The sequence below is a fragment of the Sphingomonas sp. PAMC26645 genome (genome assembly GCF_004795835.1).
In the GTDB taxonomy this organism is placed as follows: Bacteria; Pseudomonadota; Alphaproteobacteria; order Sphingomonadales; family Sphingomonadaceae; genus Sphingomonas.
In genome coordinates, this window is the sequence record NZ_CP039249.1 from 3,731,069 (window position 1) to 3,750,581 (window position 19,513).

Annotated in this window: 13 protein-coding genes; 8 read left to right on the top strand and 5 right to left on the bottom strand. The window is 67.5% G+C overall.

The annotated features are described in order from the left end of the window. Positions 1-6: 6 nt before the first annotated feature. Complete coding sequence (locus tag E5673_RS17070; protein WP_136190932.1) at positions 7-1,353, bottom strand: DUF3999 family protein; 1,347 nt, start codon at positions 1,351-1,353, stop codon at positions 7-9. Beyond that, the gene (locus E5673_RS17075) at positions 1,350-4,262 is read right to left on the bottom strand and encodes a DUF2339 domain-containing protein (protein ID WP_247599445.1); all 2,913 of its coding nucleotides are present in this window, start codon (positions 4,260-4,262) and stop codon (positions 1,350-1,352) included. The genes E5673_RS17070 and E5673_RS17075 overlap by 4 nt, the downstream gene beginning before the upstream one ends. Positions 4,263-4,491: 229 nt before the next feature. Between E5673_RS17075 and E5673_RS17080 the strand changes: the two genes are divergently transcribed. The 6 genes from E5673_RS17080 to E5673_RS17100 all read left to right on the top strand — a co-directional run bounded on the left by E5673_RS17080 (position 4,492) and on the right by E5673_RS17100 (position 13,959). Continuing rightward, complete coding sequence (locus E5673_RS17080; RefSeq protein ID WP_136190934.1) at positions 4,492-5,682, top strand: glycosyltransferase family 4 protein; 1,191 nt, start codon at positions 4,492-4,494, stop codon at positions 5,680-5,682. A 3-nt stretch (positions 5,683-5,685) separates the two neighbouring features. Further along, positions 5,686-8,061, top strand: a complete 2,376-nt coding sequence (gene glf / locus E5673_RS17085) for a UDP-galactopyranose mutase (protein WP_247599446.1) — start codon at positions 5,686-5,688, stop codon at positions 8,059-8,061. Next, positions 8,058-10,130 carry a glycosyltransferase gene (locus E5673_RS19875; protein ID WP_210731763.1) on the top strand — a complete coding sequence of 691 codons (2,073 nt, stop codon included), beginning with the start codon at positions 8,058-8,060 and terminating at the stop codon, positions 10,128-10,130. Before glf ends, E5673_RS19875 begins: the two co-directional genes overlap by 4 nt. Next, a complete protein-coding gene (locus E5673_RS19880) occupies positions 10,123-11,223 on the top strand; it encodes a zinc-binding alcohol dehydrogenase (RefSeq protein ID WP_210731764.1) in 1,101 nt (366 codons plus the stop codon). Before E5673_RS19875 ends, E5673_RS19880 begins: the two co-directional genes overlap by 8 nt. Then, positions 11,220-13,478 (top strand): glycosyltransferase family 4 protein, encoded by a 2,259-nt coding sequence (locus E5673_RS17095; protein WP_136190935.1) that lies wholly within the window; start codon positions 11,220-11,222, stop codon positions 13,476-13,478. Before E5673_RS19880 ends, E5673_RS17095 begins: the two co-directional genes overlap by 4 nt. A 100-nt stretch (positions 13,479-13,578) precedes the next feature. Further along, complete coding sequence (locus E5673_RS17100) at positions 13,579-13,959, top strand: hypothetical protein (protein ID WP_247599447.1); 381 nt, start codon at positions 13,579-13,581, stop codon at positions 13,957-13,959. A gap of 63 nt (positions 13,960-14,022) precedes the next feature. On the opposite strand, the gene E5673_RS17105 is transcribed toward E5673_RS17100, so the two are convergent. The 3 genes from E5673_RS17105 to E5673_RS17115 all read right to left on the bottom strand — a co-directional run bounded on the left by E5673_RS17105 (position 14,023) and on the right by E5673_RS17115 (position 16,087). Beyond that, positions 14,023-14,538, bottom strand: coding sequence for a ferritin-like domain-containing protein (locus E5673_RS17105; RefSeq protein ID WP_136190936.1), 516 nt, complete (start codon positions 14,536-14,538; stop codon positions 14,023-14,025). Positions 14,539-14,647: 109 nt separating this feature from the next. Further along, positions 14,648-15,250, bottom strand: coding sequence for an NAD(P)H:quinone oxidoreductase (gene wrbA / locus E5673_RS17110; protein ID WP_120301025.1), 603 nt, complete (start codon positions 15,248-15,250; stop codon positions 14,648-14,650). 117 nt (positions 15,251-15,367) lie between these two features. Continuing rightward, complete coding sequence (locus E5673_RS17115; protein ID WP_107954503.1) at positions 15,368-16,087, bottom strand: pirin family protein; 720 nt, start codon at positions 16,085-16,087, stop codon at positions 15,368-15,370. Positions 16,088-16,345: 258 nt separating this feature from the next. On the opposite strand from E5673_RS17115, the gene E5673_RS17120 reads away from it, so the two are divergent. Next, positions 16,346-17,251, top strand: coding sequence for a LysR family transcriptional regulator (locus E5673_RS17120; RefSeq protein WP_107954502.1), 906 nt, complete (start codon positions 16,346-16,348; stop codon positions 17,249-17,251). A gap of 250 nt (positions 17,252-17,501) precedes the next feature. After that, positions 17,502-19,220, top strand: a complete 1,719-nt coding sequence (gene mqo / locus E5673_RS17125; RefSeq protein WP_136190937.1) for a malate dehydrogenase (quinone) — start codon at positions 17,502-17,504, stop codon at positions 19,218-19,220. The last annotated feature ends 293 nt before the right edge of the window (positions 19,221-19,513 follow it).

A 19,513-nucleotide genomic window follows, 5' to 3' on the forward strand; every position in this document is an offset into this window, starting at 1 on the left:
CGAGCATCACATGTCGCCCTGTGGTTGCGAACGCTGCTGCCGCCAGAGCATCCATGCCACGCCGGCCAGCAACGCCGTCGCGGCCAACAGCACCCCCCACAGGATGATCGAGCGCGTCGGTGCGCCTGCATCGGCGAGAGCAGCCAGCTTTAGCGCTGCGTTCGGCACTCCGATGATACGCGCCTCCCCTGACGGGCCCTGTCCGTCCCTGATTTCGGCGGGCGACAGGAGCACGTCCTTCGCCGCAACACGCCCGGCCGCCAGCGTGAATGGCGCGGTGCCGCTGGCGAGGAAGATCACGCCGCGGTCCGCAAAGCCGATCCGCAAACGCGGCGCGACGGTGAACCCCGCGCTGCGGGCATCTGCCTCGATCCGGATCGCATGCGGCGCGTCGCCGGACAGCGTGATGTCGCGCCCGCCATCGCTGCGCGCGACGCCTTGCCCGAGCACAGCCCAGGGCTGCTCGCGGTCGTCCCGCCCCAATATCCGAACCGGTACGACGCCATCACCCTCGACCGGTATCACCCGCAAGCTCGCCATCGGTGTCGCGAACGGCACGGCGAAATCGACAACGCGCGCATTCCCGGACGCCGGCGGAGGCGCCTGAGCCTCGACCGTTTCCGACGCCGCCGCACCGTCGGGCCGCACGTCAAGCACGGCAGCACGGATCGCGACCGGCGCCAGCAACCGCGACCCCGCGCTCCACGTGATCCGCAGATACTCCCGCGCCACGGTGGCACCATCCAACGCGACGATCGACGACCGCAGCGCGTCGCCCGCGCGCCGATACACCGTCGCCTCGCCCAGCCGTCGCCACTCGCGCAGGTCGCCACTGGCCTCGATCGTCAACGTGACCGGCTGACCCACCGGCAAGTCCGCAGCAACTGCAACCCGCGCGACCGCGCCCGACACCCGCCGCGCATCGAGCAGAACGCCCAGCAGCACGGGCGCGCCGCCAGCCGCAACCGGCTCGCCGCGTACTTCGGCAACCTGCGCCGCACCGCGCCCGTCGAGCATCAACGACACGCCCGACACCTTCAGCGCATCGGGCGCCCCCAGGATCGGCATCGGATCGAGCGACACATGGCCGACCACCGCGGACGCACCCGCGCGCGCGATCGGCATCGCCCGACCCTTCGCATCGAACACGCGCACGTCATGCCCGTCGCGAGTCTGCAATCCTGCCAGCACCGCGGCCGGCAACGCCAGCCGCTGGACTTTCGCACCCGCCTCCACCGACAGCGGCAGGCGAAGCGCGTAGCCTTCCGGCTCGCCATCCGATCCCGCCGGCGCCGCGGCAACCAACAATCCGACGCCGACCAGCGCGCCCAACCGCCACCGGACCACGCTCATGCCACCGCCCCGCGTTTCGTATCGTCCGACGCTACCTTGGGTGGCAGCGGCGCCAGATACCCGACCAGCAGCATCAGCATCCCGACCGCGATGAAGGCGATGATCCGCGCGCCGCCACCGGTCGCGTACAGGTCGACCACCAGCAGCTTGACGACGGTCGCCCCCAACAGGCTCGCCCCCGCCAGCCACAGGCTGCGCGTCGCTCGCCGATGCGCGACGACCATCAGCGTCAGCGCGATCACCGTCCACAGGATCGCGATCCCGGTCTCCACCAGCGCATTGCCGAGCAGCGTATCCGCCTCCCATGCGACACCCGCCAGATGATGCGCCGTCCGCAACCATGCGCCGTTCGCCGCAACGAAACCAAGCGCGGCGATTGGCAGCCAGATGCGCTTGCTCGCCAACAGCGCGGCGCCCACCGGCACCACATCTGCGGCCAGCACCGCCCGCCGCCACAGCAACAGCACGCCCGCCGCCAGCGCGACCATCACGTCGACCGGGTTGAGCACCGGCACGAACGGCAACGGCGCGGTATCGCCCGACGAAAACAGCGCGATCGCGACTGCGCTACTGAAGATACCCAGCGCGATCGGCACCGCCGCCGTCCACGCATAGTCCACCGCATGCCGGTCGAGCGGCCACCGCGTTCCCGCCCGGTCGCCGCGCAACGCCGGCCCCGCCCACAGCGTAAGACCGGCAAGCACCGCCACCGCACCGGCCAGGAACGTCACCTCGTTCCACGCCGTCGCCCACAGTGCCGCGCGGTCGATCCCGAACCACAGCATGTCGGCCAGCAGGACCACCGCCAGCCAAACGCCCGCGACATGGCTTGCCGACGCCACCGCCCGCGTGCCCGGTGTCTTGACGTCGTCACGGTCGCTGCGGAACAGCATCCAGCCATGCGCCGCGAGTGCGACGATCCACAGGAAACAGCCGGGCGACGACAGCACGGTGCCGCCCCGATCGGCCTGCCCGACGAAGCCGATCCACAACGCGCCCACACTCACGCGTGCCGGCCACGCCGCGACCGGCCAGTCGCGCCGCCGCGCGATCGTCTGGAACGCTGCCGCGCTGACCAGATACGCCAGCATCGCCAACAGGATCTGCACGTTCGTCGAGAACACCGGCACCGGCGACAGCGATTGCTCGACCGCCGGATAAAGCCGCGTCGCCTCCATCAGCCAGCCGATCCACCACGCCGCAAACCCGGTGAGGAACGCCGGCGTCGCGATCACCGCCTCGCCCCGCGCATAAGCCCGCGCAAGCCGCGTCTCCCCAGGCGCGATCGTCTCCCGCGCGAACCATGCCGTCGCGAACCAGCCAAGCGCCACCAGGATCGCACCGACGAACGCCGGATTGGCGAACGGCAGCGCCGCGATGTTGTCGTTCAGCGTGCCGAGATACAGTAAGGTCGCGACGACCTGCAGCGCCAGCCCGAACAGCCGCGGCATCCAGCGTGCCTGCCGGATCCCGACCCAGAACGCGCCCGCGCCTTCCAGCGCCCACGCCGCCGAGGTCCAGCGCGCGCCCAGTGCAAGCGGGATCGCCATCGTGACGAAGCCGATGCCGATCGCCAGCATCGCCTCATTCATCACGCGCAGCCCCTCTCGCTGGCGGCGCCGTGCCGCCAGCGAGACACCCAGATACAATGCCGCAAAGCCCAGTGCCGCGAACGCGCTGCCGAACGGCCGATCGCCGATCAGCGCGACCTCGAGCCCGAACCCCGCCAGCGCCGGCCCGAACAACAGAGTCGTATCGACCGCATTGCCGAACTTGCCCGGCGTCGCCCGCGTGTAAAGCACGGCGGTCACGACGTAGATCAGCACCGAGACGATCAGGAATATCTGCGCGATCAGGAAATGCTCGGGCCGATATGCGGTCGCGCCCCACAGGCTCGCAATCCCGAACGTCGCGAAGAACCCGACCAGGTTCAGCACGCGCCATGTCCGCGCCCGCGCGATGAACAGGATCGCAAGGTTCAGGATCGTGCCGTACCCGAACAGGCCCAGCACGTTGCCGCCCTCCCCGCCCAGCAGCAACGGCACCGCGAACCCGCCTGCGAACGCCGTCACCGCCAGCGCCTGCGAACGCTGCAACAGCGCCAGCGCACAGCCGAGCGCGCAGACCGCGATCATCAGCATGAACGCCGCGGACAGCGGTACAAGGTCGTAGAAGCGCGCCGCCCCGAACAGCGTCAGATAGATGATCGCGACGCCGCCGCCCTGCAACGCCAGCGCGAAATCCGGACGCTTGGTTCGCGTCCGAAAGCCGATGCCGAGCAGCGCGATGCCGAACAGGCCGACCACCGCGAGACGGAACTCGATCGGGAACAGCCCCGCCGCCGCCGCATAGCTGGCAAGGAACGACAACCCGACGAACAGGATGACGAGCCCGAGCCGAACGATCGTGTTGCCGCCGAACAGCCAGCCGCGCGCGGCCGCAACGCCGCTCGCCAACCAGCCCGGCTCACGCGGTTCGGCGGGCGCAGTCACAGACGCAGCCGCACGATCACCCGAAGGCGGTGAGCGCCAGCGCTTGTCCGCTGCCGCTAGGCCGTCCGTCGCGGTATCGAAATCGGTCGGTGCTTCACGTTGCGATACGACCTCCGGCGCAACCGTCGCGATCGGCGGCTCGGCGACCAACGGCTCGATCGATCGCGGCGCGGTGCGAACTTCGAGCGCATCGGCGACACCATCCGTGCCATGATGCGGCGCGTCCATCAGTTCGTTGACGTGCGCCCGCAACAAGGCGACCTCCGCGCTCAGAACCGCCGTCTCGCGAACGATCTCGATCCGCATCGCCCGCCGCAACGCCCAGCCGATGCACAAGCCAACCGCCCCGCCCAAGAATAAAGCGGTTTCTGAAAAGCTTCCGAGCACCCAGCCGAGCAAAGCGCCGACTATCGCCATCCAGATTAGCATCGTCCGCGCTGCCCCCGCCTAGTCATCGCCCCGCTACTCATGGACGTCTTTGCACTAACATGGCGCAAGCCCCGCCGCCGGTCGAGCGTGATTGCGAATACGCGCGACGACTAAATTTAAGCTGCATGATCCCGTTTCTCGATTTCGCCCGTTAAGTGCCTGCCCTGCAACGAAAGGGTGCAAGACCAGGGGAGATACCGATGCAGGGGATGCGTGCATGGTGGCGTTGAGCGAACGACGATCGGTCGTCGTCATCAGCGACTGGGTCGACGGCTGGCCTCCCGCGGATCCCTCCGCCGCAACGCCTCCTCGCGATGGATCGGCATGGCGCGCGCTCGATTCCGCGAGCCGACCCTGGACGGGTGCCGCCGACCACCGCGAGCCCGTCGCCGGCGGGTATCTCGAACGCCTTCCGCTCGCACTCGTCGCGGCCGGAATCGTCGAGCAGGCCGAGATCTGGCATCACTGGCGCGGCGAAGGCGACCCGCCATTCCGCCGCGACAGCCCGGTGCTCGCGCGCCGCGCCTTCCGCCTCGACCACGACCACGCACCGTTCGCCTCCACCGAGATGATCGACTTCGTGCGGGCATTCGGCGCACCGGACATCCTGGTCGTGCTGGGTCTCGGCGTCGCGCCCGAACTCCTCGCGCTCTGTGCGAACAGCATCATCCTCTACAATTCGATCGACGCGCCCTCGTTGCGCGTGCCGCCCGAAGTCAGCGAACATTTCGATCTCGTCATCACCGGCGCGCAGTGGCAGTCGGACGAGGTCGAGGCGCGCCACCCCGGCATGCGCACCGCGATCCTGCCGGTCGGTCCCGAATTCGCCGCGATCGACCAGTTCCGCCCGCTCGGCACGCCCAAGGACTTCGACCTGATCTACGTCGCCGCCGCGCAACCGTATAAGCGCCACGACATCCTGTTCGACGCGCTCGCGCGACTCCCGCGCAACATCCGCGCGCTCTGCGTATTCGGATACGGCGAGGATGCCGACGCACTCCGCCAACGCGCGCGCGATCAGAACCTCTCGATCGAGTTTGTCGGGCCACCGGGCGTACCGATCGACGAGGTCAACCGCCTGATGAACCGCGCGAAGTTCGGCGTCGTCTGCGGCATCGACGACGGCGCGCCGGCGATCCTCACCGAATACATGCTCGCCGGCCTGCCGGTGCTCGCCAACGCGGGATTACGCTGCGGATTGCAGTTCATCCTGCCCGAGACCGGCATGACTGCTTCGACGACCGGGTTTGCCGATGCGATCCTTACAATGCGCGAAACCTACGCCGAATTTCGGCCCCGCGACGCCGTATTGGAGCGTTGGACTTGGCAGCATAGCGTTGTGCGTTTGGGTGCGATTATCCAGCAAATACATGATGCAAAGCAATTACATTTGCATAGTCAGGTCTGAGGCGTGGGCTTAGGTTCGATCAACAACGCGGATGACCGCGGATTCGCGGATTGGAAGAGCGTGCACGGTATCGGACCTACTCCCACCCTCGCCACGACCGACGATACGAGCCCGCCGCCGCCGCTGATCTGCTTCTCGCATCTCCGCTGGGATTTTGTCACGCAGCGCCCGCAGCATCTGATGAAGCGGTTCGCGCAGGCCCAGAGCGTGTTCGTTTGGGAAGAACACATCCCCTGCGACCATCCGCTGCCATTCCTCGAGCATCACCCCTTCCCCGCCGACAACGTTATCGCGCTGCGCCCGCGCCTCCCGCATTGGTGGAACGCCGAGCAGGTCGAGGCGGGCTTGCGGCAACTCCTCGACATGCTGGTCGCGACGAGCATCCGCGCCAAGCCCGTCCTCTGGTTCTACACGCCGATGATGCTCCCGTTCGCAGAGCATCTGGACGCCGCCGCGGTCGTCTACGACTGCATGGACGAGCTGTCCGCGTTCCGCTTCGCCGACCCCGCCTTGCTCGACCGCGAAGCCAGGCTGCTCACGCGCGCCGACCTTGTCTTCACCGGCGGCTACAGCCTCTACGAGGCCAAGCGCGGCCGCCACCGCGACGTCCACGCCTTCCCCTCGGCAGTCGACGTCGCGCACTTCGCCCAAGCCCGCGCCGGCAACAGCGAACCCGAAGATCAGCGTCAAATCGCCGGCCCGAAGCTCGGTTTCTTCGGCGTCATAGACGAACGCATCGACCTAGCGCTGGTCGACGCGGTCGCTGCTCAGCGGCCCGACTGGTCGTTCATCATGATCGGCCCGGTCGTGAAGATCGACCCCGCCCACCTGCCACGCCGCGCCAACATCCACTGGCTCGGCGGACGCAGCTACAACGAACTCCCCGCCTATCTCTCGGGCTGGGACGTCGCGCTAATGCCCTTCGCGATCAACGCCGCGACGCGTTTCATCAGCCCGACCAAGACACCCGAATATCTCGCCGGCGGCTTGCCCGTCGTCTCGACGCCGATCGTCGACGTGATCCGCCACTACGGTGACGCAGCAGCCGTCTCGATCGCGTCCGAAGCGCCGGCGTTCGTCGCCGCCTGCGAGGCCGCGCTCGCCCTCCCCCGCGACGGCGCATGGCGCGACGAAGCCGACCGCCTGCTCGCCACGCAATCCTGGGACCGCACGCAAACCGCCATGGCTACCGAGATCGACCGCGTCTTGAACGGCAAAAAATACGCTCCTGCAGCAAAACGCGAACGCTACGACACGCTGATCGTCGGCGCAGGGTTCGCCGGTGCCGTCCTCGCCGAACGACTAGCCAGCGATAGCGGCCAGCGCGTTCTCGTCGTCGACCGCCGCCCGCACATCGGCGGCAACGCGTATGACGAACACGACGCGGCCGGCGTGCTGATCCATCGCTACGGCCCGCACATCTTCCACACCAACTCCGCCGACGTGTTCGACTATCTGTCGCGCTTCACCGAGTGGCGCGCGTACGAACACCGCGTCCTCGCCAGCGTTGACGACAAGCTCGTCCCGATGCCGATCAACCGCACCACATTGAACGACCTCTACGGCCTGTCGCTCGAGGATGACTCGGAAGCCGCCGCCTTCCTCGCCAGCCGCGCGGAGTCGGTCGAGGACATCCGTACCTCCGAAGACGTCGTCGTCGCCGCGGTCGGGCGCGGTCTCTATGAAACGTTCTTCCGCGGCTACACCCGGAAACAATGGGGCCTCGACCCGTCCGAGCTCGACCGCACCGTCACCGCCCGCGTTCCGACGCGCACCTCGACGGACGACCGCTATTTCACCGATAAATTCCAGGCGATGCCGGCGAATGGCTACACCCGGATGTTCGAGGCGATGCTCGATCACCCCGGCATCACGCTCGATCTCGGCGTTGAATACCGCGACGTGATCGACCGCGTCGACGTCGACCACATCGTCTTCACCGGCCCGATCGACGAGTATTTCGACTTCCGCTTTGGCAAGCTCCCCTATCGCAGCCTCCAGTTCCGCCACGAGACGCACGACGTCGCGCAGTTCCAGCCGGTCGCGGTCGTCAACTATCCGGACGAGACCGTGCCGCAGACGCGCATCACCGAATACAAGCACCTGACCGGGCAACTCCACGCGAAGACCAGCATCAGCTACGAATTCCCGAGCGCGGAGGGTGACCCCTATTACCCGATCCCCCGCCCCGAGAACCAGGCGCTGTTCAAACGCTACGAGGCACTCGCCGATGCCGAAGAAGGCGTGACCTTCGTCGGCCGCCTCGCGACGTATCGCTACTACAATATGGACCAAGTCGTGGGGCAAGCGCTCGCCACCTATCGCCGCATGGTCGCGAAATCCGCCGTCCTCGAGACCCCCGTGATGGCCGCCGAATGACGCGCATCTGCCTGCTGACCGACAGCCTCGCCCCGTCCGGCGTCGGCGCGCACATGATGACGCTCGCCGAAGGACTGGGCGGAGACGAGATCGTCGTCGCCGCGCGTCCCGGCACCGGTCTGCTCGAACACGCCGCCGCCAAGGGCTATGCGGTTAAAGCGCTCGACGACGATGCGGGCCTCGCGCGCTGGCTAGACCGCGCCGCGCCCGACATCGTCCACGTCCACGCCGGCATAGGCTGGGAAGGCCACGCCGCCGTCCGAGCCGCGCACAAGGCTGGCGTACCCGTGATCCGAACCGAGCACCTTCCCTACCTCCTGACCGACCCCGCCCAGCGCGACGAGCACCGCGACACCTCGGCCGCGCTCGCACGCCTGATCTGCGTCTCGGACGCAGTCGGCGACAGCCACCGCGCAGTAGGTATCGATCCGGCCCTCGTCGCAACGATCCACAATGGAGTCGGCGCCCACAAACCCTCGCGATCACGCGACGCCCTCCGCAGTGAATGGGGCGTCGGCGATGCCCCCGTCCTGCTAATGGTCGCGCGCTTTGCGGAGCAAAAGGGCCACGCGCTCCTGCTCGACGCGCTGCCCGCGATCCGCGCCGCGCATCCGGACGTGATCGTACTACTCGCCGGCGAAGGCCCCCTCCTGACGCAGACGGCACGCGCCGTTGCCGCCAAGGGACTGGCCGGCACAGTCCGCATGCTCGGCACCCGCAGCGACGTCGCCGACCTGATGACGCTCGCCGACCTGCTCGTCATGCCCTCCGCGTTCGAAGGCCTGCCGCTGGTCGCGCTCGAAGCGATGGCCGCCGGGCTCCCCGTCGTCGCCACCGTCGCCCCCGGCAATGCCGAAGCAATCGAGGACGGCGTCACCGGTCGCCTGACCGCCGCTGACCCGGCTAGTTTCGTCGATGCGATCGTCACGCTGCTCGCTGACCGCGACAGCCTGAAAACGATGGCCAGCGCCGCGATCGAGCGCCAGCAGGACCTATTCTCGGCCGATCGCATGATCGCCGACACGCGCGCGGTCTACGCCGCCGTGCACGACCAGACAGACACCAAACATAAGGGAGACGGCGTGGAGCGGACGCGGATCGGGTTCATCGGCGCAGGCGGCATCGCCAACCGCCATTTCGGCGTGCTGGAGCAATTCGACGACGTCGCGATCGTCGCGGTCGCCGACGTCGAAATGGCCCGCGCGACCGAGGCGGCTGCCCGCTTCGGCGCGCGCGCATTTGACGATGCCGCGGCGATGCTGGCCGCGGTCGACCTCGACGCGCTCTACATCTGCGTGCCCCCCTTCGCGCACGGCGAACCCGAACGCCTCGCGATCGAGCACAAGCTGCCGTTCTTCGTCGAAAAGCCCGTCGCGCTAGACCTCGGCACCGCGGAGGACGTCGCCGCCGCAGTCGACCGGCTCGGCCTCGTCACCGCGGTAGGCTATCACTGGCGCTACCTCGACACCGTCGACGAGGTGAAGGCGCTGCTCTCCGCCACCCCCGCCCGCCTCCTCTCCGGTTATTGGCTCGATTCCACGCCGCCACCGCGCTGGTGGTGGAAGAAGGACGCATCCGGCGGGCAGATGCTCGAACAGACGACGCACTTGGTCGATCTCGCGCGCTACCTCGTCGGCGACGTCGTCCGCGTCTACGGCCAGTCGGGCCATATCGACCGCGCCGCTTTCCCCGGCCTCGACGTCGCCACCGCCAGCACCGCGATGCTCACCTTCGCCAGCGGCGCGATCGCCAATTTCGCGTCGACCTGCCTGCTCAACTGGAACCACCGCGTCGGCCTGCACCTGTTCGGCGAAGGCCTCGCGATCGAACTCACCGACCGCGACGTGATGATCGACATCGGCCGCGGTCGCCCGGTCCGCGGCACCGGCAGCGATCCGGTCGTGCTCGAGGATCGCGACTTCATCGACGCGGTTCGCGGGGGCGAGAACCGCATCCGCTGCCCCTACCCTGCCGCGCTCGAAACGCTTCGCTTGGCGCTGGCGATCGAACGCTCCGCCGTCGAAGGTCGCGCGATCGACGTCCGCGAGCGCGAGGTGGCGCATGTCTGAGTGGCGCCACGTCCGCTCGCTCGGCGTCGAACGCCCCGGGCAGGCCTATTTCTTCGGCTACGACGAGGCGCCCCCCTGCGACGGTCAGGTCCGCCTCGACCTGCTCTACACCGGGTTTTCCGCCGGCACCGAACTCACCTTCGTCAAGAACAGCAACCCGTATCTCCACTCCCGCTGGGACGCAGGCCGCGGCGTGTTCGTCCCCGGCGAACCGAGCGCGCACTATCCGGTGCCGTTCCTCGGCTACATGGAATGCGCGCGCGTCAGCGACAGCCGGGTCGACGATTTCACCAACGGCGATGTCGTCGGCACGGTGTTCGGCCACAAGACCGGCCACACCGCGGACCCGTTCAACGATTTGCTGACCAAGCTCCCGCCCGAGCTCGATCCGATCCTCGGCATCTATATCGGCCAGATGGGTCCGATCGCCGCCAACGGCATTCTTCACGCAGACGTGGAACTGCTCGGACCCAACGTGGTCAACCTAGGCGACGGCATCCGCGGCCGCCCCGCTATGGTGATCGGCGCAGGCATCGTCGGCATGCTCACCGCCCTGTTCGCGCAAGCCGCCGGCGCGAGCGAAGTCGTGATCGCCGACCCGTCCCCCTTCCGCCGCCTGCGCGCCGAATGCCTCGGCATAACCGCGATGACCGAGGACCAGGCCTGGGCGTACGCCAAGGCACGCTGGCTCCACGGCGGCGACGATCGCGGCGCGGACGTCGTGTTCCAGACCCGCGCCGACGCCGCCAGCCTCCACGCCGCGATGCGCGCGCTGAGGCCGCAGGGCACGGTGATCGACCTCGCCTTCTACCAGGGTGGCGCCGACCGGCTCCGGCTCGGCGAGGAATTCCACCACAACGGCCTCAACCTCCGCTGCGCGCAGATCAACCGCGTCCCCCGCGGGCTCGACTTCCAATGGGACCGCCGCCGCCTCGCCAACGAGACGGTCAAGCTGCTGCTCGCCCGCGGCCCCGAGATCCGCGCGCAGCTCATCACGCACGTCGTGCCCTATGACGACGCCCCCGCGTTTATCGCACGGCTGATCGGCGAGCGGCCCGAATTCCTCCAGATCGTCTTCAAGGTCGGCGATTGAGTACCGCACTCACTGCCGACGCCCGCCCGATCCGCATCCTGTTCGTCTTCGCCTGGCTCGTCGTCGGCGGCGAGGAGACGGAGGTGCGGCTGCTCGCGCAGGCGCTCGACCCGACCCGCTACCGGATCGAGGTCGTCGCCTGCTTCCGAAAAGACGGCATGCCCGAGCAGACGCATGCGCAACTGGAAGCGATCGGCGTCCCCGTCGACCGCACGCCCTACGCGCTCGGCTTCGACGAGACCGTCGCCTACCTCGCGAGCAAGCTGCCCGCGTACGACGTCGTCGTCTCGTGCCAGAACGTCGCGGACATCTATCCCGCGCTCGAACGCATGCACCTCCGCCCGCCGTTGATCGAACATGGCGGCCTCGTCTCCGAAGCGCTCGCCGGCCCCAAGCATTTCACCGCGCGCTATGTCGGCGTCTGCGCCTCGATCCGCGACGCCGCCGCCAGCCGCATGCCCGGCCGCGAACACCACGCGATCGAAATTCCGTCGATGGTCGACACGCGCGCTTTCGGCCCTGCCCGGCGAGCGCCGGTCCGTGCGACGCTAGGGATCGCCGAAGACGTACCGCTGATCGGCTGGCTAGGCCGGCTCGACCCGAAGAAACGAGTCGAGGACTTCATCGAAGCCGCCGCGCTCATCCACGCCCGCCACCCCCGCGCCCGCTTCGTGGTAATCGGCGGCCCCGACGCCTTCATCCCCGAATACGCCGCCGCGCTCCGCAACCGCGCGCACGCCCTCGGCCTCGACACCGCCCTGACCTTCCTTGGTGATCGCGACGACGTGCCCGACCTGCTCGCCGCACTCGACATGTTCGTCTGGCTCTCCCGCGGCGAAGGCATGCCGCACGTCATCGCCGAAGCCGGCGCCGCACGCCTCCCCGTCATAGCGACGCGCGACAACGGCTCCGAACAACAGATTGTCGACGGGGTCAGCGGCCTGTTCGTGCCCCACGAAGACCCGCCCTCAGTTGCCGCCGCGATCACCAAACTGCTCGAAGACTCGGCACTTCGATCCCGCCTCGGCACCGCCCTCCGCGCCAAGGTCGACAGCGAGTACGCCGTCGCCGCCGTCGTCCCCCGCTGGGAAGCCCTGTTCGCGGAAGTCCTTTCCGACCGGCCACCTCTCCCCCGGCCGACAGGCCTCTTCCGCAGCGTCCTGCAAGGCGGCTTCGAATCCTCCACGCACCGCCGCGCGCACGACCGCAAGCGCGTCGATGTCATCGCCGCCAGCCATCACGACACCCTCGCCGCGCACGATTACAGCGAACTCGCCAAGCTCGGCATCCTCACCGTCCGCGACGGACTGCGCTGGCATTTGATCGAACACGAGCCCGGCCGCTACGACTGGTCCAGCCTCGACCGCCAGCTGGAAGCCGCCAAGGCGATCGGTACCGAAGTCATTTGGGACCTGCTCCATTACGGCTGGCCCGACGACATCGACATCTGGACGCCTGCCTTCGTCACCCGCTTCGCCGCCTTCGCCGCCGCCGCCGCGCGCCACATCGGCCCGGCCGCTCCCGGTGAGACGCGCTTCTACGCCCCCGTCAACGAAATCTCATTCTTCGCCTGGGGCGGCGGCGACGCAGCCTATCTCAACCCGTTCGCGCAACGCCGCGGCTACGAACTGAAGGTGCAGCTCGCCCGCGCCTCGATCGCCGCGATGGAAGCGATCCTCGCAATCGACCCCGCCGCGCGGTTCGTCCACGCCGACCCGGTCATCAACGTCATCACCGACCCCGCCCGCCCCAACGACGCCCCCGCCGCCGAAGGCCACCGCCTCGCGCAATTCCAGGCCTGGGACATGATCGCGGGCAAAGCATGGCCCCAGATCGGCGGCCGCGCGCCATTGCTCGATATCGTCGGCGTAAATTTCTACCACAACAACCAGTGGATCCACGGTGGCCCACCGTTGGCGTACGATCATCCTCTCAGCCGCCCGCTCCACGCAATCCTCGCCGACGCTTACACGCGCTACGGCCGCCCGATCTTGATCGCCGAAACCGGCATCGAAGGCAGCGCCCGCCCCGCCTGGCTCCGCATGATCCTGCGCGAGGTGAAGATCGCCCAGTCGCTCGGCGTTCCGGTCGAGGGCGTGTGCCTCTACCCGATCCTAGACCACCCCGGCTGGGACGACGATCGCTACTGCCCCAACGGCCTGCTCGCCTGCTCGCCGGTCCTCGCCGACCGCGTGCCTAACGCCGCGCTCGCCGACGTCATCCGGCAGGCGCAGGGGCGCGATATCCTGCGTTAACTTGGGCCCGGATACTAATCGAAGTCGATACGATCGAGGGGACATTTCCGCCGCCACGTCGCGTTGACGGTTGCCACAAAGGCATGCGGAGAGAGATCACATGGCCATTAAATTTGCAGGAACGATGAACGCGATCAATCGCGGGCTCGACGCGACCAAGCCCACCAAGGGCGCCGACATGGTCGAGGATTGGGAAGCCGCACTGGCCGATACCGAAGTCTCCGGCGCCAAGGGCATCCTTCGCGACCTCGGTTCGCTGCGCAAGCAGTTGGAGAAGGACACGCCCGACGCCGACCGCGTCCACGCGCTGCTTCACCGTCTCGGCACCGCGACCACCAAGATCGCCGACAAGGCCGACAAGTCGCAGGACAAGCTAAAGGCACTCGGCGAAGCGCTGACCGAAGCCGGTGAAGACGCACCGGACGAGGAAGAGGACGCCGCCGCCGCCGCGGCGCCCAAGCGCGCACGCAAGAAGGCCTGAACGAAAAACGGGCCGGCGATCGTCAGATCGCCGGCCCGTTTCCTTAGTTACGTCGCGAAAACCTCAGGCGGTCACCGCCTCGGCTTTCGGATTGACCTTCGACGTCGCCATCGCGGTCAGCTTGTCGTCGGTCGCATATTCCTCGTCGAGCGTTTCCTTCAGGATCGCCGCGATCTCGCTGCGACCAAGCTGGTTCGCCCATGCGATCAGCGTGCCGTAGCGCGTGATCTCGTAATGCTCGACCGCTTGCGCCGACGCGATCAGCGCCGCATCGAGCACCGCCTTGTCGGCGATCTCGCCTGCGACTTCGTTCGCTTCCTTGATGATCCCGTCGATCGCCGGGCAGGTCACCGCCTTGGCCTTCTCGCCGAGCAGCTCGAAGATCCGCTCGAGCCGCACGATCTGTCCCTCGGTCTCGCGCAGATGCGTCTCGAACCCGGCCTTCAGACCCGGCGCGGTCGCCTTGTCGGTCATCTTCGGCAGTGCCTTGGGGATCTGGTGCTCGGCATAATACACGTCCTGCAACTGGTGCAGGAACAGGTCTTCGAACGTCGCGATGTCCTTGGAAAACAGGCCCATGATCATATCCTCGCATAGCTGGTGCACGCGAAGCGAAATGCTCCGGTGGTGGGGAAACGCCCTTACCGCGGGGGAAGTTTCGTCTCCCGACCACCGGAGCCTCGGGGGATCAGCCCTTCAGCTTGGCCGCCGTCTCGGCGATCCGCTTGCCCTGGTAGCGCGCGCCATCAAGCTCTTCCTTGCTCGGCATCCGGCTGCCGTCGCCATCCGAGATCGTCGTCGCGCCATAGGGCGAGCCGCCCTTGACCGTGTCGACGCCCATCTGCGCCTGGAAGCCATAGTCGAGCCCGACGATCGTCATGCCGTGATGGATCAGGTTGGTGATGATCGAGAACAACGTCGTTTCCTGGCCGCCATGCTGGCTCGCGGTCGAGGTGAACGCACCGCCGACCTTGCCGATCAGCGCGCCCGAGAACCACTGACCGCCGGTCGTGTCCCAGAACTGCGCCATCTGCGCGGGCATCCGGCCGAAGCGGGTCGGCGCACCGACGATGATCGCGTCATACTGCTCAAGCGCGGCGGGGCCTTCGATCTCGGCATGCGCGGTGTCGGTCTTGAAGTGCGCGGCCTCGATCACGGCCTGCGGAGCGGTTTCGGCGACGCGACGGATGTCCACCTCGGCCCCACCGGCGCGCGCGCCCTCGGCGACGGCATCCGCCATCTGCTCGATATGGCCGTAGGACGAGTAATAGAGCACGAGAACCTTGGTCATATGTGTTTCCTTCGAGTTCCCCTCCCGCCTGCGGGAGGGGTTAGGGGAGGGCAGTTCCGGGCGGGGTCGAGGAAGGAAGCCCCTCCCCCGACCCCTCCCGCAAGCGGGAGGGGAGTTTTACTCCGAGTCTACCAGAACGATCTCGGCGTCTTCTTGAGCCGTGATCGTCACCGTCTGGCCGCCCAGCAGCGCCGCTCCGTCGCGCGCACCAAAGGCGTCGTCGCCGATCGTGATCGCACCCGTCGCCGGCACCAGATACACATGGCGCCCCTCGCCGACCGCATAGTCGACGCTGTCGCCAGCCTTGAGCGTCGCCGCCAGCACGCGAGCATTCGCCCGGATCGGCAACGCATCGCCGTCGCCCTCGAACCCGCTGGCGAGCGTCACGAACTGCCCCGAGCGCTCGCCCTTCGGAAACGGCTTGGCACCCCAACTCGGCGCGCCACCTTTGCGCGACGGCTCGATCCAGATCTGGAAGATCGTCGTCGTCTCGGGCTCCAGATTATACTCGGCATGCCGCACGCCGGTCCCCGCGCTCATCACCTGCACGTCGCCAGCCTCGGTACGGCCCTTGTTGCCAAGCGAGTCCTGATGCGTGATCGCGCCGCTGCGGACATAAGTAATGATCTCCATGTCCTGATGCGGATGCGGCGGGAACCCTGAGTTCGCGGCGATCTGGTCGTCGTTCCACACACGGATCGCGCCCCAGCCCATGCGGGCCGGATCGTAATAACTCGCGAACGAGAAATGATGCCGCGCGTTCAGCCAGCCATGATCGGCATGGCCGAGAGTGTCGAAGGGGCGGCGTTCAACTTTGGAAAGGGTCGTGGTCGTCATGATAGGTCTCCACTGGTTGAACCCAAGATAGGCGCTGCGATTACGCCGTAAATAGAAACGCTGGAAACCGATCGTTTCGGTTGGTAATGTGGCTTCAAAGTAGAGCACCCATAGAGTGCACCACCCCGGCGGAGGCCGGGGCCCAGTTGGGGAACGTCGGTAACGAAGTGCGGCCCGTCGTTATGACCACCTCTCCAACTGGGCCCCGGCCTCCGCCGGGGAAGTAAATCTAGTACGGCTCTAATATCGGAGACCCCCATGCGCCTGCCCGATCTCGAAGCCTGGGCGATCTTCGCCAGCGTCGTCGAGCACCGCTCGTTCAGCGCCGCCGCCGACGCGGTCGGGCTCAGCAAGGCGACCGTCTCCAAGGCGATCACCCGCCTCGAAGCGCATCTCGGCCAGTCGCTCTTCCACCGCACCTCGCGCCGCCTCGCGCTCACCGAAGCCGGCAAGCCGCTCGCCGAGCACGCCGCGCGCATCCTCGCTGAAGCCCGCGCCGCCGAGGAGTCCGCACACGACGCCGCCAGCGCGCATACCGGCCGCGTCCGCCTCGCCGCCCCGATGAGCTTCGGCGTCACCAACGTCGCCCCCATCCTCGCGGAGTTCCTCGTTGCGCACCCGGGAATCGAAGTCGATTTCCACTTGTCCGATGCGCGCGTCGACATCGTCGCGGAAGGGTTCGACGTCGCGCTGCGGATCGCCGAGCTTCCCGACAGCTCGCTCCGCGCCCGCCGCCTGTGCAGCATCCAGGCGCACACCGTCGCCGCACCCAGCTACCTTGCGAAGCACGGCACTCCGACGCATCCGGCACAGCTCGGCGAACACCAACTTGTCGGTTATTCGAACGTCGTCGGCCCGTGGCGCTTCCACGGCCCCGGCGGCGCCGACGTCTCGGTCCGCCTGCAAGGCCAGCTCACCGCCAACAGCGGCGAAGCGATCGTCCCCGCGCTGATCGCCGGGCTCGGCATCGCCCGCCTGCCCGACTTCATCGTCGACCGGCATATCGCGTCTGGCGCACTCGTCACGATACTCGAAGACTGGGCGCCCGCGAAGATCGGTCTCCACCTCCTCACCCCGCCAAGTCCCCTCCGCCCGGCCCGCGTCGAGGCACTGATAGACTTCCTCGCGGCACGCCTCCGCGACCCCAATGCAGGGCAAGCGTAAAGCGGCGACCTTGCGCAAAACCGGGCCGGATGCCATGTAAGAGTCTGGATAGACGCTCGAGTTTGCACCCCAGCGCGATCCCAACGACACCCGATACCGGGATGAGGACTTTGAGCAGCGGCCGCGCTCAGTCGGTAGTATGTGTATCGATTTTACGTAATTTCCGCGTGGCTGACCCGATAATCCGGTCATGGATTCTCGTCGTCTTCGGCCTGTGTCGGGACGGCGGACCATGCCGAAACGAAAAGGCATGACCATGCGGCCAGACGCTAACGACACGATCTCTCCAGAAACCAAGACCGGCGTGACCCGCCGCAACCTGCTCGGCTCGGCGATCGTCGCCGGCGGTGCCGCCGCGTTGCCGATCGCGCACGCCGATGCCGCGACCACTGAGCGCACCGTCGACGTCCTGCTGATCGGTGGCGGCATCATGAGCGCGACGCTCGCCGTGCTGCTGCGCGAGCTCGAGCCGACCTGGACGATCGAGATGGTCGAACGCCTCGACAAGGTCGCCGACGAGAGCTCGAACGGCTGGAACAACGCCGGCACCGGCCATTCCGCGCTGTGCGAACTCAACTACACGCCGGTCAACAAGGCCGACGGCAAGGTCGAGATCGCCAAGGCCGTCGAGATCAACGAGCAGTTCCAGGTCACGCGTCAGTTCCTCAGCCACCAGGTCGATACCGGCATCCTCGCCAACCCGCGCTCGTTCATCAATTCGACGCCGCACATGAATCTGGTGTGGGGCGATGCCAACGTCGCCTTCCTGCAAAAGCGCCACGCCGCGCTCCAGGCGAGCCCGCTCTTCTCGGGCATGGAATTCACCACCGACCCTAAGCAGATCTCGCAGTGGGTGCCGGTGATGATGGAGGGCCGCGCGCCCGGCACGAAGCTCGCCGCGACGCGCTCGCCGCTCGGCACCGATTGCGACTGGGGCGAGGTCACGCGCCAGTATATCGCCTCGCTCGCCAAGCAGGACAATTTCACGCTGACCACGGGCCACGAGGTCCGCTCGCTCGAACGCGAGACGATCGGCGGCAAGAAGGCGCGCTGGCGCGTCACCGCGCGCGACATGAAGACCGACCAGAAGCAGGTCATCAAGGCGCGCTTCGTGTTCGCAGGCGCCGGCGGTGGCGCGCTGCCGATCCTCCAGAAGTCCGGCATTCCCGAGGCCGACGACTATGCCGGCTTCCCGGTCGGCGGCTCGTTCCTCGTCGCGGACAAGCCCGAGGTCACGCACCGCCATCTTGCCAAGGTCTACGGCAAGGCGGCGGTCGGCTCGCCCCCGATGTCCGTGCCGCATCTCGACACCCGCTTCCTCGACGGCAAGCAGGCGCTGTTGTTCGGCCCGTTCGCGACCTTCTCGACCAAGTTCCTCAAGGAAGGCTCGTATTTCGATCTTCCGGCGTCGGTCACGCTCGACAATTTCCGGCCGATGCTCGCGGTCGGCTGGGACGATTTCGACCTCGTCGAATATCTCGCGGGCCAGCTCATCATGTCGGACAGCGACCGGATGGACGCCCTGCGCGAGTATTTCCCGGGTGCGAAGGACGCCGACTGGCGCCTGTGGCAGGCTGGCCAGCGCGTCCAGATCATCAAGCGCGATCCGGAAAAGGGCGGCGTGCTGCGGCTCGGCACCGAGATCGTCGCGTCGAAGGACGGCTCGATCGCCGCGCTGCTCGGCGCCTCGCCGGGTGCCTCGACCGCGCCGTCGATCATGCTCAACCTGTTGAAGAAGGTGTTCCCGAACCACCTCGCCACCGCCGGCTGGCAGGCGAAGATCCGCGAGATCGTGCCGACCTACGGCGTGATGCTCAACGAGACCCCGGACGTCCTCGCCGAGCATTGGGCATCAACCGCGGACACGCTGCAACTCGCGATCCCCTCGCCCACGGTCGGCGTCGCAGCCAGCCCACGTCCCGCGGCGATGCGCGTAAAGCCAGACCGCAGCCCCGACCTCGCGCTTTAATTTATACCGACGTCCATTCTACAATCCTCCCCCGCCAGAGGGAGGTGTCGCCGAAGGTGACGGAGGGGGAGGACACGGAACGGCGGTCGTCGCCTGCCGCCCCCTCCGTCTGGCAAACGCCAGCCACCTCCCCCTGGCGGGGGAGGATCAGCGAGTGTCGTTTCAGGAACGCACCTCAAGTCCTTGGAACGACTGTCCTACGCCGCGACGATCTGCCACGGTCGCAAGATGATCGCCCCGCCACCTTCGCAAAACCACCACCGATCCAGCCACGGAACGGCTCCAAAAGCCGG